The sequence below is a fragment of the Kocuria sp. ICS0012 genome (assembly GCF_001665945.1).
GTDB classification, from domain to species: Bacteria; Actinomycetota; Actinomycetes; order Actinomycetales; family Micrococcaceae; genus Kocuria; species Kocuria marina.
Genome location: NZ_LZMM01000084.1, coordinates 54,290 through 69,648 on the forward strand (window position 1 = coordinate 54,290; position 15,359 = coordinate 69,648).

At 68.7% G+C, this 15,359-nt stretch carries 13 protein-coding genes and 1 pseudogene; 8 read left to right on the plus strand and 6 right to left on the minus strand.

What is annotated here, in order from left to right:
* Positions 1-6 precede the first annotated feature (6 nt).
* Entirely contained in the window at positions 7-1,068 is a 1,062-nt protein-coding gene (locus A5728_RS13080) for an enoyl-CoA hydratase/isomerase family protein (protein WP_064847488.1), read from the plus strand.
* 8 nt (positions 1,069-1,076) lie between these two features.
* Here A5728_RS13080 and A5728_RS13085 read toward each other — a convergent pair whose 3' ends face one another.
* Positions 1,077-2,492, minus strand: a complete 1,416-nt coding sequence (locus A5728_RS13085) for a uracil-xanthine permease family protein (protein WP_082943492.1) — start codon at positions 2,490-2,492, stop codon at positions 1,077-1,079.
* A gap of 253 nt (positions 2,493-2,745) precedes the next feature.
* Between A5728_RS13085 and A5728_RS13090 the strand changes: the two genes are divergently transcribed.
* From A5728_RS13090 to A5728_RS13100, 3 genes are all read left to right on the plus strand, one after another.
* Complete coding sequence (locus tag A5728_RS13090; RefSeq protein WP_064847490.1) at positions 2,746-3,600, plus strand: 3-hydroxyacyl-CoA dehydrogenase; 855 nt, start codon at positions 2,746-2,748, stop codon at positions 3,598-3,600.
* 379 nt (positions 3,601-3,979) lie between these two features.
* The gene (locus A5728_RS13095; protein WP_064847472.1) at positions 3,980-4,762 is read left to right on the plus strand and encodes a metal-dependent transcriptional regulator; all 783 of its coding nucleotides are present in this window, start codon (positions 3,980-3,982) and stop codon (positions 4,760-4,762) included.
* A gap of 219 nt (positions 4,763-4,981) precedes the next feature.
* Positions 4,982-6,544 (plus strand): sulfatase-like hydrolase/transferase, encoded by a 1,563-nt coding sequence (locus tag A5728_RS13100; protein ID WP_231885661.1) that lies wholly within the window; start codon positions 4,982-4,984, stop codon positions 6,542-6,544.
* 121 nt (positions 6,545-6,665) lie between these two features.
* Here A5728_RS13100 and A5728_RS15150 read toward each other — a convergent pair.
* The 5 genes and pseudogenes from A5728_RS15150 to A5728_RS13120 all read right to left on the minus strand — a co-directional run.
* A pseudogene (locus tag A5728_RS15150) lies at positions 6,666-7,211 on the minus strand (GNAT family N-acetyltransferase); the annotation flags it as partial.
* Positions 7,212-7,318: 107 nt separating this feature from the next.
* Positions 7,319-8,953: a phosphoglucomutase (alpha-D-glucose-1,6-bisphosphate-dependent) gene (pgm, locus tag A5728_RS13105; RefSeq protein WP_064847473.1), complete on the minus strand. Its 1,635-nt coding sequence runs from the start codon at positions 8,951-8,953 to the stop codon at positions 7,319-7,321.
* A gap of 124 nt (positions 8,954-9,077) precedes the next feature.
* Positions 9,078-10,595 carry an amidase gene (locus A5728_RS13110; RefSeq protein WP_082943496.1) on the minus strand — a complete coding sequence of 506 codons (1,518 nt, stop codon included), beginning with the start codon at positions 10,593-10,595 and terminating at the stop codon, positions 9,078-9,080.
* A gap of 477 nt (positions 10,596-11,072) precedes the next feature.
* On the minus strand, positions 11,073-11,672 hold the full coding sequence (locus tag A5728_RS13115; protein ID WP_048683490.1) for a cadmium resistance transporter: 600 nt from the start codon (positions 11,670-11,672) through the stop codon (positions 11,073-11,075).
* A complete protein-coding gene (locus A5728_RS13120; RefSeq protein ID WP_064847475.1) occupies positions 11,669-12,028 on the minus strand; it encodes a helix-turn-helix transcriptional regulator in 360 nt (119 codons plus the stop codon). Before A5728_RS13120 ends, A5728_RS13115 begins: the two co-directional genes overlap by 4 nt.
* A gap of 196 nt (positions 12,029-12,224) precedes the next feature.
* Here A5728_RS13120 and A5728_RS13125 point away from each other — a divergent pair, with 196 nt between their 5' ends.
* The 4 genes from A5728_RS13125 to A5728_RS14950 all read left to right on the plus strand — a co-directional run.
* Positions 12,225-12,827 (plus strand): recombinase family protein, encoded by a 603-nt coding sequence (locus tag A5728_RS13125; protein ID WP_064847476.1) that lies wholly within the window; start codon positions 12,225-12,227, stop codon positions 12,825-12,827.
* A gap of 1 nt (position 12,828) precedes the next feature.
* Entirely contained in the window at positions 12,829-14,235 is a 1,407-nt protein-coding gene (locus tag A5728_RS13130; protein WP_139126915.1) for a Mu transposase C-terminal domain-containing protein, read from the plus strand.
* Between the two features lie 11 nt (positions 14,236-14,246).
* On the plus strand, positions 14,247-15,050 hold the full coding sequence (locus A5728_RS13135; RefSeq protein WP_064847477.1) for an AAA family ATPase: 804 nt from the start codon (positions 14,247-14,249) through the stop codon (positions 15,048-15,050).
* A 68-nt stretch (positions 15,051-15,118) separates the two neighbouring features.
* Positions 15,119-15,359 (plus strand): hypothetical protein (locus A5728_RS14950; protein WP_231885662.1); only part of this gene is annotated, 241 nt, incomplete at its 3' end.

A 15,359-nucleotide genomic window follows, 5' to 3' on the forward strand; every position in this document is an offset into this window, starting at 1 on the left:
GGAAACATGAAGGCAACCGAAGAATCGTTCGTCCGGGCCGAGATCCAGGGCCAGACCGGGCTGTTGACCCTGACCCGTGACAAGGCGCTGAACGCGTTGAACCGCAGCATGTACCACCAGCTGGTCAGCGCGCTGCAGATGTGGCGGGACGATCCCGCGATCACGCAGGTCGTGATCCGCTCGCAGCTCGCCAAAGCGTTCTGCGCGGGCGGGGACATCAAGGAGGTCCGCGAGGCGGCGTTGGGCGGCCGCCAGGACGAGATCCGCGACGCCTTCGGCACCGAGTACTCCATGAACGCGATCATCGCGCGCTACCCCAAGCCGTACGTGGCCATCATGAACGGCATCGTGATGGGCGGCGGCATGGGCCTGTCCGTGCACGGTTCGCACCGAGTGGTCACGGAGACCACGCAGATGGCCATGCCGGAGACCGCCATCGGCTTCTTCACGGACATCGGCGCGAGCTATTTCCTGCCGCGCGTCACCCGGGGTGCCGGTTCCTCGACCGACGACGACGCCGCTCGCCACGAATCCCTCGCCGTCGCCCGCTACCTCGGGCTGAGCGGTGCGCGGATCAACGGCGCGGATGCGATCGCGCTGGGGCTGGCGGACACCTACATCGATTCCGCGGACGTGGACGCGTTCGTGGACACCGTGCTGGCGGACGGAGTGGACGCCGCGACGTCGTCGTACGCCAAGCAGGCCCCGGAATCCGAACTCGTGGGGCGCTGGGACGAGATCGTGGCGACCTACGGTGCGGACAGCTTCGAGGAGGTCGTGCGCAACGCGGGCTCGGACCTGGACGGGATGAGCCCCACGTCGCTCGCGCGCGTGTTCGAGCTGCTGCAGCGCGGCGCGCAGGACGACGACGTCGTCTCCTGCCTGCGCCGCGAACTGCGTATGGCGGAGGACACTGCGGTGGGCCACGACTTCATCGAGGGCGTGCGCGCCATGGTCGTGGACAAGGACAAGAACCCGCAGTGGGAGCCGGCCACGGTGGCCGAGGTGGACATGGCCCGGATCCGGGACGTGGCGGACCAGGAATCGGACCTGCCGATCAGTGTGTGAGCCGCGCGTCAGCCCAGCGGCGACGGGCTCTGCGAAGAGTCCGGGGTGAGCGGGTCCGAGCCCACCGAGCCGCGGGCGCGGGCGATGGCCGCCATGAGGTGGTAGACCACCAGGGCGGCGGCGGTGCCCAGGGCGATGCCCGCGAAGTCGAGCCCGGCCACGGACCAGGTGTAGTCGCCGATGCCCACGATCATGGCGATTGCCGCGGTGGTGAGGTTGACCGGGTTGGAGAAGTCCACGCGGTTCTGCACCCAGATCCGCACACCCAGCATGCCGATCATGCCGTACAGCACCGTGGCCGCTCCGCCCAGCACACCCTGGGGGACCGTGGCCACCGCGGCGCCGAAGACGGGCAGCACGCTCAGCAGGATCGCGACGAGCGCGGCCACCCAGTACGCGGCGGTCGAGTAGACGCGCGTGGCGGCCATGACTCCGATGTTCTCCGCGTACGTGGTGGTGCCGGACCCGCCGCCGGAGCCCGCGATCATAGTGGCCAGTCCGTCCGAGATGATGGCGCGGCCCATGTAGGGGTCCAGGTCGTCGCCGGTCATTAGGGCCACGGACTTCACGTGACCGATGTTCTCCGCCACGAGCACCAGGATCACCGGGATGAACAACCCGGCCAGGTTGAGGTGGAACTCGGGGGAGTGGAACTGGGGCAGGCCGAACACGCCTTGTTCATCCCATGCGGCCTGGATTGAGGTGAAGTCCACCTCGCCGCGGATCACGGCGGTGACGTAGCCAATCGCCACGCCCAGGAGGATGGACAGGCGGCCCAGCAGCCCGCGGAACAACACCGAGATCAGGATGATCGAACCCAGGGTCACGAGGGCCGTGACGGGTGCCGCGGTGAAGTTCTGCTTGGCGGAGGGGGCCAGGTTGAAACCGATGAGGGCCACGATGGTGCCCGTGACGGCCGGTGGCATGAGTTTCTGCAGCCACCCCGTGCCCGCGATCTGCACGATCACGCCGATCAGGAACAGCGCGGCACCGGCCATGATCACGCCGCCGAGCGCGCCACCCGGACCGTACTGATTCACGGACGCGGTGATCGGGGCGATGAACGCGAACGAAGACCCCAAGTAGCTGGGCACCCGCCCCGCCGTGACCACCAGGAACAGCACCGTGCCGATGCCCGAGAAGAACAGCGTGGTGGCCGGCGGGAAGCCGGTGAGCAGCGGCACCAGGAACGTGGCGCCGAACATCGCGACCACGTGCTGCGCGCCGATCGAGATGGTCCGCGGCCAGGCGAGCCGTTCCCGCGGGGTCACCACATCACCGGGGGCCACGTGCCTGCCGTCCCCGTGCAGCCGCCAGTTCAGGCCCAGGCGCTCGACGACGCCGCCGCGCCGGTCCTGCTTGCGCGGCTCGTGCTGCTCGTCCTGCGGTGGCGGGGTGTGGTCGGGGGAAACCGGCGAACTCATGGGTGCTCCTTGTCCTGGGCGGGCCGTGGGTGCCGCCCCGAGGATTCTAGTGCGCGGGTGGGGCCCGACTGGTGGTGCGGGGCCCACGCGCGGTGGTGAGGTGCCGCGGGAGGTGGCCGTGCGGCGTTGTCGGCGCCTGGCGAGAAATCTACGGGCGAGTAGGGTGAATGACGGGGGCCACGCCCGTGGCCACCGGGCCCGCGGGAGGCCGACTCGCGCGAGCGTGACTCACACAGTAGTGGGGGAGGACATCATGGCTGAACTGACCAACGTGACCGTGATCGGATCCGGGGTGCTCGGATCGCAGATCGCGTTCCAGGCGGCGTACTTCGGCAAGACCGTGACCGTGTACGACATTAGCGAGGAGATCGTCGGGGCGCTGCCCGGCAAGTGGGAGAAGCTGTCCCTGCTGTACACGCGGGACATGGCGGCCACCCCCGGGCAACTGGAGGCGGCCAAGGCCCGGTTGAGCGGCACCACGGATCTCGAGACGGCCCTCGCGGACGCGGACATCGTGATCGAGGCCGTGCCCGAGAACCTGGAGCTCAAGAAGAAGGTGTGGTCCCAGATCGGTGCGGCCGCGCCGGAGAAGACCGTCCTGTGCACCAACTCCTCCACGCTGCTGCCCAGTGACATTGCCGAGTCCACAGGCCACCCGGAGCGGTTCCTGGCGCTGCACTTCGCCAACGAGGTGTGGCGCAACAACACCGGTGAGGTCATGGGGCACGCGGGCACGGACCCCGCCGCGGCCGAGGCCGTCCTGGAGTTCGCCGGGCAGATCGGTATGGTGCCCATCCACATCCAGAAGGAGCAGGCGGGCTACATCCTCAACACCCTGCTGGTGCCGTTCCTGACGGCGGCATCGCACCTGTGGGTCAACGACATCGCACAGGCCGAGGACATCGACAAGACCTGGCGCACCGCCACCGGTTCTCCCCTAGGCCCGTTCCAGATCCTGGACCACGTGGGCATGGAGACCTATTACCAGATCAACATGAATGCGGGGACCGAGGAGTCCCAGCGGGTTGCGGAACGCGTGAAGCGGGAGTTCATCGACCAGGGTCACATGGGGCGCAGCTCCGGGCAGGGGTTCTACACGTACGAGTGATGCCCCGGCCGAGCCCCGGTGTGGAGCCCGGCACGGCCGCGGCCTACGATGGGCAATAACGGAGCACATGCAGATCTGAGCGCCATTTTCTGCGTTTGCTCCGTTATTGCGCGCCTCCTGCGGGAGTCATTCCGCCGCAGCGGCCCGGCGCGCAGGCGCGTCACCGTCGCACGGCCTGACGACGTCGCACGGTGACCCCTCGCACCCAGCCGACGGCGCGGCGTCGCCGGGTGCCGCGGCACCCGAAGCGACCCCGGGCACACCCCGGGCGCGGCCCCCGGAGGGGGTGCAGCGTCGTCGTCGCCGTCTGTCATCCCCGGCGCGAACGCCGCGGGGCGCACCCTTGGGGACGTCCCCGGAGGGCCGCTAGGCTTAACGCGTGCACCCCGCAGAGCTGAGCCCGTCCACCCAGGACTACCTGAAGACCATCTGGCGGCTGGGCGAGTGGGAGCCGGAGCGGGTGACCACCACGTCGCTGGCCGCGCGAATGGGTCTGGCGGCCTCCACCGTGTCCGAGGCGCTGAAGAAGCTCACCGCACAGGGTCTGGTGACCCGGCCCGCATACGGGGTCGTGGAGCTGACCGCCGAGGGACGTGACGTGGCCGTGCACATGGTGCGCCGCCACCGCATCCTGGAGATGTTCCTGGCCACCGAGCTGGGCTACGCGTGGGACGAGATCCACGACGAGGCCGAGGTTCTCGAGCATGCCGTCACCGACCGATTCATCGACCGTGTGGACGCCAAGCTCGGCCACCCGTCCGAGGACCCGCACGGGGATGCGATCCCCTCGCGGGACGGGGTGATCACTCCCGCCCCGGCCGTTCCGCTCGGGGACGTCACCCACCCGGAGCCCGTGCGGGTCACGCGCGTCTCGGACGAGAGCCCTGAGACCCTGCGGGTGCTCGCGGAGGCCGAGATTCGGCCGGGCGCGGTGCTGCGGGTGCTCCCGGGTCCGGACCGCAGCGCCACGGTGCGCGTGCGCGTAGCCGGCGGGGGCACGACGCCGGGCGGTGACGTCCCGGGGGGCAGCTCGCCCGCAGCTCTGGCGATGCAGGGGCCGCCCGACGTTGTGGGCACGGTAGCGTCCGGTGGGGTCACGGTGGAACTCGGCATCCTCGTGGCGGAGGCCGTCTGGGTGCAGGCCCTCACCCACGCGAGCTGAACGGGACAGGCGCTCCCCGGCCCGGCTGCGGACAGCATCAGGCTCGCGCTGGACCGAGCGGCGCCGCCTCGGACAGTGGGCTCCCCTGCTGCGTCCGGCGCCGTGGCGGGCCCACAAGGTGAACAGCAGGTGACCGGAACATGTCCTACCCTTGAAAGAACACGAATATGTAGGCGGCGGCACACCATGCCCGGGCCGCGGCGGTGCCGGCTGGCACCGGTGATCGAGGAGCACGAGGTCCACAACATGTCCGAGGGTTTTCTGCGTGCGAGCAGACGGCTGGGCCGGTGGACGGGCCGAGGGCTCTGCTACGGCCTGATCTGGCTGGGCCTCACCCTGCTGGCGGCCGCCGGGGTGATCCGGCACTACTGGGGTCAGATCTCCGTGGGGCAGATGCGCATGAACCTGGTGTCCGTGCAGACGGACGGCGGCGGCGGGTCGATCGTGTGGGTCTCGGTGCTGTTGATCGGCGTGCTTCCCGTGCTGCTGACCTTGGCGGTCGCGCTGGGCCGGTGGGTGTGGCGCCGCCGCCTGTCCGGGCATACTGCGCGCGCCCCGCGCGGCGTGGTCCGCTCCATCTCCGCGATCGCGGTGGCTGCGGTGGTGGTGGGGGGTACCGCGAGCTTCGCGTCCGCGGTGGACCTGCCCCGCTACGTCAAGGCCGCCAAGTTCCCGCACGACATCGGATCGCGCTACATCCAGCCCACCGTCACCGGGGACGCGGGCAAGCGCAACCTGGTGGTGGTCTACCTCGAGTCGGGGGAGCAGACCCTCGCGGACGACCAGCTGTTCGAGAAGAATGCGTTCAAGCCCCTGGAGGACGTCACCCGCGCGGAGGACGGCTGGCGCAGCGTCACCGACCTCCAGCAGTATGAGGGCGGCGGATGGACCATGGCCGGGCTCACATCCACCCAGTGCGGCATCCCCCTCAAGAGCTCGGGGGAGGGCATCAGCTCGAGTGACATCGGCGCCGGGATGGAGCAGTACCTGGGAGGCGTTACGTGTCTGGGGGACGTGCTGCAGAACCACGGCTACACCAGCACGTTCCTGGGCGGGGCCAACTCCTCGTTCGCCGGCAAGGACGCCTTCCTGCGATCGCACGGCTACACGGAGGACAAGGGGCTCGCGGACTGGCGGGCCGCCGGCGAGCCGGAGCAGAACTTCCGCGGCGACTGGGGGCTCAGCGACGAGCGGCTCATGGCCCACGCGAAGGACGAGGTGGACCGTCTGCACGCCCGCTCCGAGCGCACGGGCCAGCCGTTCAACCTGTCCATGCTGACACTGGACACCCACGAACCGGTGCACGTCTACGACTCCTGCGGCGTGGACACCCAGAACCAGGTGACCTCGGTGTTCGCGTGCTCCATGACGCAGGTGGCGGGCTTCATCGAGCACATGAGGGTCCAGGGCTACCTGGAGGACACCTCCGTGGTGGTCATGGGGGACCACCTCAAGCACATGAGCGCCGGGGACGCGTTCCACGAGCAGCTGGACCACCACCCCAACCGCACCATCTTCAACCGCGTGTGGATCCCGGGGGAATCCTCGGACCAGCCCCTGCGGGCGGGCGCGGACCAGCTGTCCATGTACCCCACCCTCCTAGAGGCGGCGGGGCTATCGGTGCACGACGGCGCGGCGGGCCTCGGCACGTCCGTCCGGCGGCAACAGCCTCCCCAGGGCTCGGCCCAGGCCATGGACCCGGAGGAGTACGCACTGCTGCTCGAGTCCCGCTCGACCGATTTCTACACCCGCGCGTGGAACCCGCAGGACCCGGTGCGCTGAGGGCACGGGCGGCTCGACCCCCGGAGACGGTTCCGGCCGCCCCGCCGAAACATCGCTTGAACGCGCTGCATCCCGTCCAGGGGTGGGTGGGGTCGTTCGCGGAGGCCACCCCGAAGAGGTCGGCCACGGGCTGACCCTGTGCTGCGGCGTCGAGCAGCGCCTGGACGATCAGCGGCTGGTTGGGGCGTAGCTTGCGCAGCGCGAAGTCCATCCCGGAGGGGGCGAACACCCATGTGGTGGGGGAGTCGTAGGGAAGCAGCGCGCTGACCACGGTGCTGCCCACCGAGCTCGTGAAGGCGGTGCAGCCCCCGGTCTCGCCCAGCACGCGGGCGGCCGTGCGCAGGGAGTCGGAGCCGTGCGCGGTGAAACCTCGGCGGCCCGTCGTGTGGTGCAGCAGCTCGATTACGACGTGCGCGCCACTCGGGTGGGTGAGCACGGGGCCGTACGGCGCGTACCAGAGCCGCCCCGACCGTGAGGTCTCCTCAACGACCAGGGCGTGCCAGCCGGGCCCCGAGAAGAGGTGGGTGGCGGGCGCTACGTGGACTGCCCAGCGGCTGGGGACGGGGTGGAGCGCTGGTCGACGTTCTCGAGTGCGGCACGGGGGCCCTCCATCGGGAATCGGGACCTGCTCATGGTCGACAACGAGCGGGAGGGCGTGCAGTTGCACGCCCTCCCGCTCACGGCCCTGCTGCGCAGGGAGGCCACACCGCCGGGACGGCTCGGGGACGCCGCGTCGGTGAGTGCCGCCTCCGTGACGTCCCGCGTTCTGCGGTCTCAGCCGATCACTGAATCCACGAGCGCCTTGGCCTCCTTCTGGACCTGCGCCAAATGCTCCGCGCCCTTGAACGACTCCGCGTAGATCTTGTACACGTCCTCGGTCCCGGACGGCCGGGCCGCGAACCACGCGGATTCCGTGACCACCTTCAGCCCGCCCACAGTGGCGCCGTTACCCGGCGCCTCGGTGAGCTTGGCGATGATGGGTTCCCCGGCGAGGGTCTCCGCGGTGACCTGCTCGGCGGACAGCTTCTTCAGTACGGCCTTCTGCTCGCGATCGGCCGGGGCGTCGATGCGCTCGTACACCGGATCCCCGAACTGCTCGGTGAGTTCGGCGTAGCGCTGCGACGGCGTCTTGCCCGTGCGTGCGGTGATCTCCGCGGCGAGCAGCGCCAGGATGATGCCGTCCTTGTCAGTGGTCCACGCGGAACCGTCCATCCGAAGGAAGGACGCGCCCGCGGATTCCTCCCCGCCGAAGCCGATGGATCCGTCCAGCAGACCGGGCACGAACCACTTGAAGCCCACGGGGACCTCCACCAACCGGCGGCCCAGCGAGTCGGCCACGCGGTCGATGATCGAGGACGACACCAGGGTCTTGCCGATCCCGGCTTCCGGGGACCACCCGGCACGGTTGCGGTAGAGGTAGTCGATGGCCACGGCCAGGTAGTGGTTAGGATTCATGAGCCCGGCATCCGGGGTCACGATGCCGTGCCGGTCGCTGTCGGCGTCGTTGCCGGTCGCGATGTCGTACTCGTCCCGGTTGCCGATCAGGGACGCCATGGCCGAGGGGGAGGAGCAATCCATGCGGATCTTCTCGTCCCAGTCCAGCGTCATGAACGCCCACTGCGGGTCCACCTCGGGGTTGACCACGGTCAGGTTCAGCCCGAAGCGCTCGCCGATCTCCTGCCAGTACGCCACGGACGCCGAGCCCATGGGATCCGCGCCGATGTGCAGCCCGGATTCCTTGATGACTTCGAGGTCGATGATTTCCGGCAGCGCGGAGACGTAGCTGTCCAGGAAGTCGAAGGTCCCGGTGGTCTCCGCGGCGGCGGCCTCCTCCAGGGGCACCCGCTCCACACCATCGAGGCCCGCCGCGATGAGATCGTTGGCGCGGTTCGCGATCCACTCGGTGGCGTCCGTGTCCGCGGGACCGCCGTGCGGGGGGTTGTACTTGAAGCCGCCGTCGGTGGGCGGGTTGTGGGACGGGGTGATCACGATGCCATCCGCGCGGTCCGCGGGCTCGGAGGCGTTGTACGTGAGGATCGCGTGGGACAGCGCCGGGGTGGGCGTGAAGCCGTCCCGGGAGTCCAGCAGGGTGCGCACGCCGTTGGCCGCGAGCACCTGCAGCGCGGTGTCCTGCGCGGGTCCGGACAGCGCGTGCGTGTCCTTGCCCATGAACAGTGGCCCGGTGATCCCCTGCTCCGCGCGGTACTCCACGATCGCCTGGGTGATCGCGGCGATGTGGTGCTCGTTGAACGAGGTCTTCAGTGAGGACCCGCGGTGCCCGGAGGTGCCGAACTTCACACGCTGGTCAGGATCGTCCGCGTCCGGGACGCGGTCGAAGTACGCGGCCAGGAGCTGGTCGATGTCCACGAGGTCACTGGGTTGGGCGACGGTGCCCGCACGGTTGGTCATGGTTCAAACCTAGTCCCGATCGCGGCGCCCGTCAGTCGTTTTCCGCAGGTTTCCGCGCACCGCACGCCGGGGCCCGAACGGCCGGTGGCAGCGGGCTCGCAGCTCGCACTCAGAGCAGGTGCCGTCAGGCCACCAAGGACGCGCGCGGCGTGGTCGGCGGGTCCAACTGCGCCGCGAGCGCGAGCAGCCACGCCTCGGACGACGCCGCTCCCACCAGGTGCACGCCCATGGGCACCGGCCCGGGATAGTTGCCTCGCTCGGGTGTAGCCCACGTGGTGGGGATCGTGATCGCGGGCAGCCCCACCACGTTGATCAGGGAGGTCCACGGGGTGTACTGGCATTGCCGCATATAATCCTGCTCGGCACCGGCGGGGTCGGTGATGTCGAAGCCCTCGTGGAACCAGCCGATCGGGCGCGGGGGCATGGCCAGCGCCGGAGTGAGGATCATGTCGTACTGGGCATATTGGCTGATCACATTGGCCTCGATGTCCCGCAGGACCGCCACGGCATCGGCGAGATCCACCGCGGACCGTGTCAGCGCGCGGTCCCGGAACGCCCGGGCCAGGCCCGTGAGCTGTCCTTCCTGCCCGGTTAGCGGCAGCTGCCCCATGACGGTGCTCCACAGCCGGAAGAACGCGTCCGGGTAGGCCGGGTCGTAGGAGATCCGGGCGTCGACGACGTTGTGCCCCGCCCGCTCGAGGCGCCGCACCCCGTCGTCGAGCGCGGCACGCGCCTCGGGTGATACGGAGATGTCGTAGGTCTCGTCGAAGGGCGACGCCGTGCTGACACCGATCCGCAACGGGCGCTCACCCCACGGCATCCGCCCGGCCAGGGCGGCGTCGACCACTGCCGTGAAGGACGGCTCGGGCGCGGCCCGGACGGGGCGGTCGATCCGATCGTGTCCGGGGGTGTGGCACAGCACGTCCATGAGCAGGGCGGCATCCCTGGCGGTGCGCGTGATGGGGCCGTTGACCCCAAGTTGTCCCACGTTGGACAGGGCGTCGTTGCTCGGGACACGCCCACGATTGGGTTTCAGGCCGATGAGTCCGCAGGCCGCCGCGGGGATCCGGATGGAGCCGCCGCCGTCGGAACCCACGGCCCCGGGCAGGATCCCCGCGGCCACGGCGGCCGCTTGACCCCCGGAGGACCCGCCAGGGGAGCAGTCCAGGGCGAACGGGTTGCGGGCCGGAGGGAAAGCGCGATTCTCCGAATAGCAATTGAGCAGGAACTCGGGGACCTGGGTCTTGCCGAGGATCACCGCACCGGAGGCTTCGAGGGTCGCGGCGAGCGGCTCGGATACGGCGGCGGGCGGCACGGTACCGGTCTCGTCCCGCGTGGTCAGTGAGCCCCACGTGGTGGGCATCCCGGCGACGTCGTGCCCGTCCTTGAGCGCGGTGGGGATACCCAGCAGGGCGGGGAGCGCGGAGGCATCCTCCTCGGAGTCGCCTCGGGCGCTCGAGAGCCGCTCGTCCGCGCTGCGGGCCCGCTTGAGGGTGGTCTCTGGGGCCACATGGACAAAGGCCCCCAAGTGCGCGTTGAGCTCGGTTATCCGCTCGAGCGTCCGCCGGGTCAGCTCCTCGCTCGTCACCTCCCCGCGGCGCAGGGCGGCAACGGTCTCGGTCAACGTGGGGAAGTGTTCCACCGTGTCCTCCATGGCGTTCGGGACGTGTGCGGGGACCCCAGCCTAACCATTGCGCGTCATGAAGTTCTCAGAGCGGGGGCGGCGCTGCCGAGGACGGTCGGACCGACACTGCCTGGGAAAGGTTCTCGAGGACTCGTACCCGGGAATCGAACCAGTCCAACCCTCTGAGCTCCGTCATGGACGCCTGTTCGATCCCGACGCCAAAATCGCCGCAGTATGCTCGAATTTCCCCTCACGCATCACACCGAGAAAGTAGATCCCCCATGAAACGGTCGCTCTCCGTCGCGGTTTTGGCCTTCGTCGTTGTGACTGTTGCAGGTATGTGGCGGCATTCTTGCTGAGATACGTGGCGGCAAGGGCCGTCCATCCAGGAACGACACTGTCCGCAAGCTGGGGCCAGCAACGATCGCCAGGACGTCGGCATCGACAATGGCCGGAGATCTCTTTGTGGTGGAGGCTGCCGATCAGGAAGCGTGGTTAGAAACCGAAGGCCCCGCCGCTGATCAGGATGAAGAAACCCAGGCCGATCAGCACGATGGGGAACAGGATGTGTTCCCAGCGCTCCAGGACCTCGGCGATCGGTCGGCGGGTGGCGACGAACTTGGCCAGGCCCACCAGCACCGCGACCAGGGCCAGGAACACGATGCAGTAGGCAGCCACAGCCCCCGGGCCGACGCTGAGGAAGGCCGGGGCGTAGACGCCGATGTTGTCCCCGCCGTTGGCGAAGGTCACCCCGGCCACGGTCCAGACGGCGACATTCTTGCCCTCGATCTTGGCGTCGTCATCATCGTCTTCGCCTCTGCGCCACCCCTGCCAGGCCGCCCACACTCCCAGGCCCAGCGGGATGAGCCCGAAGTAGGGGATGACCCCCGGGGGCAAGAACGCGCCCGCGCCTAAGGACACGAGCACTGCCGCACCCAGGATGCCGGCGAAGCCGAGGTACTGGCCGACCAGGATTCGGACGGTGGTCCCACGCTGGCCCGCACCACGGCCGAAGAACAGGGATAGCACGATGATGTCGTCGATGTTGGTAACCAGGAACAGACCGATCGCCTGGAGGGTTGAGGACAGGATCACGCGCCCACCCCCTTCTCGCAGCAGCCGGGCACGGAGCAGGCCGGGTCCAGGCACGGGGCACTCTCATCCACCGCGAGGGTGACCTCGACCAGAGCAGTCAGCGCCCGCGCCAGGTGTGCATCGGCGATCTCGTACCGGGTCTGGCGGCCCTCGGCCACGGCGACCGCGATCCCGCAGTCCCGCAAGCACGCCAGGTGGTTCGACACGTTCGACCGGGTCAGCCCCAAGTCCCGCGCCAGTTCGGCCGGGTAGGCCGGCCGTTCCAGCAAGGTCATCAGGATCCGCGACCGGGTGGGGTCGGCCATCGCCCGGCCCAACCGGTTCATCACGTCAACACGAGAAACAATAGTCAGCATTCGCTGAACTATACAGTATGAGCTGAACTTACAGAGTCGCCTCGTAAAGCTATAGGTTGATTAGACGTTCAGCGCGCGGTTGGCCTCAGGTTCACTCCCTGCGTGAATGGGCACCCGGAAGTGTCTCGCTAAGTCGTCTCGACGAAAAGCGCCTCAGGGTGGTGACTTCCAGGACTTTCTGCCCCATGCTGGGGGTATGAGGCAGCTGGGATACACCCGCGTGAGTACGGCAACTCAGGATGCGCAGCTGCAAGTCGATGCGCTGGTGGATGCCGGGGTGCAGAAGCGGGACGTGTTCTCGGATGTGACCTCGGGTAGCCGGACCGCGATCGAGCGACCGGGGATGAAGCGGCTGCTCGACTACGCCCAGGACGGTGACACCGTGGTGGTCTGGCGTATCGACAGGCTCGGCCGGTCCCTCATCGATGTCCTGAACACGGTCACGCTGCTGCGCGGGCAAGGCGTGAAGATTAGATCGGTCTCGGACGGAATCGACCCGGAGACGACGTCGGGCCGGATGATGATGGGCATGCTCGCCACGTTGGCCGAGTATGAGCGCGAGCTGATCACCGAACGTGTCAATGCCGGGATCGCCGCGGCGAAGCAGAACGGTACCCGCTTCGGCCGACCTCCGGTCGACCCGGCCGTGGTCGCAGAGAAGCTCGACATCGCCGCCGATGCGCGCGCGAAGGGCCGCACCGCCGAAGACGCCGCCCGACTCGTCGGCTGGTCGCGGGCGACGCTGTATCGCCACCAGCAGGCGGCCCGCGCCCGAGCAGCTGTCGCCGAGCAGGTGTGAGATGGACGGGGCGGCGCGGTGGCGCATCCTGCGGCTGCACGTCGAGGACGGCATCGCGCTGACCGCCCTGGCCCGCGAGACCGGGATCGGGCTGCGCACCTTGGAGCGCTGGCACGCCCGCTACCGCATTGACGGGTATGCGGGCCTGAGCACAGGACAGCGCTCGGATGCCGGTACTCACCATCTTCCCGCGGAGCTCGTGCGGTTGATCGAGGGCCTGGCGCTGAGCAAACCCCGCCCCGCGATCGCCACTCTCCACCGCAGGGTCACCCGTATCTGCGGTACCCGCGGGTGGCCGGTGCCTTCCTACGGCGTGGTCCGCTCGATCGTGGCGGCCCTGGATCCGGGAATGGTCACTCTCGCCCTGGAGGGCGCGGGGTCCTACCGTGACAAGTACGAGCTGGTGTTGCGCCGGCAGGCCGAGCACCCGAATGCGATGTGGCAGAGCGACCACACGTTGCTCGACATCCTCGTGGTGGGCACCGACGGCAAGCCCGCCCGGCCGTGGCTGACGGCGATCATTGACGATTGCTCCCGCGCGATCTGCGGCTACACCGTCTTTCTCGGTGCGCCCTCGGCGATGAACACTGCGCTGGCGCTGAGGCAGGCGATCTGGCACAAGCCCGACCCGGCGTGGCCGATGTGCGGCCTGCCGGACGTGCTCTACGTCGACCACGGCAGCGACTTCATCAGCCACCACCTCACCCGCACCACCGTCGACCTCCATATCCGGCTGATCCACTCCACCGTCGCCCGCCCCCAGGGCCGCGGCAAGATCGAACGGTTCTTCGGCACCGTCAACACCGAGCTTCTCGCTGACCTGCCCGGCTACATCACCGAGGACCACCTTGCTCCGACGCCGAAGCTGTCGCTGGCCGAGCTCGACAGCGCCCTGGAGGGGTTCGTGGCCACCTACAACGACCGGTCGCACAGCGAGCTTGACACCTCGCCGCGCAGTGCGTGGATCGCCGAGGGCTGGCTGCCGCGCATGCCCGAGAGCCTCGAAGACCTCGACGGGCTGCTGCTCACGGTTGCCCAGTCCCGGGTGGTGCAGCGCGATGGCATCCGCTTCCAGGGGCTGCGCTACGTCTCCCCGACGCTGGCCGGCTACGTCGGACGGCCCGTGGTGATCCGCTACGACCCGCGCGACATCACGGAGATCCGCGTCTTTGACCATGACGAGTTCCTCTGCAAGGCCGTGAACCAGGAGCACCAGGCCCAGAAGATCGGCCTCAAGGAGATCCAGGCTGCCCGCAACGCCCGCCGCCGAGCCCTGCGCCAAGGTATCAATGAACGCATCGCCGTCGTAGCCGCACACACCACCGAGGCGCCGCCGACAGCCGAGCCGCCGGCCCCCGCGCCAGCACCGAGGCGGAAGCTGAAGGTCTACAGGGAGGACCTGATGTGAGCTAGCGCTTCATCGTCACCAAGGAGCACCGCCGCTTCACCCAGTTCGCCGACGCTGGGCGCCGCGGCCACACCATCGGCCTGTGCTTCGGACCGGCCGGGGTGGGTAAGACGCTGTCCGCGCGTCGCTACGCACACTGGGAAAAGGCCTACGACCTGCTGACCAACTGGGGGCCGCGCGCCGACAGCGACGCCAAGGTCTACGCCGCCCTGGCTCGGAGTCGTACCGTGCTCTACACCCCCAGTGTGCTCACCACCCCACGGGTGCTCAAGGACGAACTCGCCCAGGCCATCACCCGCACCAACATCTGCATCGAGCAGCACCTGGAGGCGATCGGCCAGATCACCCCGCAGTCGTGGGGATGGCGGCACGGCAGGAACCACGTGCAGCTGGTGATCGTCGATGAGTCCGAACGGCTCCGCCCCACCGCGCTGGAGCTGCTGCGCGATCGCTACGACCGCGACAACATCGCTCTGATCCTGATCGGCATGCCTGGGCTGGAGAAGCAGTTCAGTCACTACCCGCAGTTCTACAGTCGTGTCGGCTTCGCCCACCAATACCGACCCCTGGGCACGGACGAGCTGCTGTTCGTCCTCCAGCGTCACTGGCGCTCCCTGGGCAAGACCCTCGACCCCGAAGACTTCACCGACGCTCAGGCCATCGCAGCCATCACCCGCATTACCCGCGGGAACTTCCGACTGCTGGAGAGGCTCTTCCCGCAGATCGAGCGCGTCATGAAGATCAACGAGCTCGACACCATCACCAACGATGTCATCGAAGCAGCCGCCAGCACCCTCGTTATCGGTACCACTTGAGGCCGCTACGAAGCATCAACAGAACCCCGCCATTTACCGGCAAGAGTCACAGAGCCCCCGAGGCAAAGGTGCCCGTCGGCAGCAATGATCGGCTGGCTGAGCTCTACGGCACCACGCTGAAGGGCAACGACATCAATTTCCGCATTTTCAGCCCGAATGCCCAGAAAGAACTCAACGCCGTGATGCCTCCCCAGCTCAATGGCGCATGGGGCGCTGGGCTGACCCCGTTTTTTAGGTCCGGTGGTTCTGGGAGTCGTCCTGTCGCCCGTGGTTGCGGGCAGGGAGACTGGTCAGATCATGTCGAACAGC

What these genes read in the sequence shown, in the direction of transcription:
- A5728_RS13130 (WP_139126915.1), top strand. Translation starts at nt 12,829, where the DNA reads ATGGACGGGGCGGCGCGGTGGCGCATCCTGCGGCTGCACGTCGAGGAC.
- A5728_RS13085 (WP_082943492.1), bottom strand. Translation starts at nt 2,492, where the DNA reads ATGAGTTCGCCGGTTTCCCCCGACCACACCCCGCCACCGCAGGACGAG.
- pgm (WP_064847473.1), bottom strand. Translation starts at nt 8,953, where the DNA reads ATGACCAACCGTGCGGGCACCGTCGCCCAACCCAGTGACCTCGTGGAC.
- A5728_RS13120 (WP_064847475.1), bottom strand. Translation starts at nt 12,028, where the DNA reads ATGCTGACTATTGTTTCTCGTGTTGACGTGATGAACCGGTTGGGCCGG.
- A5728_RS13080 (WP_064847488.1), top strand. Translation starts at nt 7, where the DNA reads ATGAAGGCAACCGAAGAATCGTTCGTCCGGGCCGAGATCCAGGGCCAG.
- A5728_RS13125 (WP_064847476.1), top strand. Translation starts at nt 12,225, where the DNA reads ATGAGGCAGCTGGGATACACCCGCGTGAGTACGGCAACTCAGGATGCG.
- A5728_RS13090 (WP_064847490.1), top strand. Translation starts at nt 2,746, where the DNA reads ATGGCTGAACTGACCAACGTGACCGTGATCGGATCCGGGGTGCTCGGA.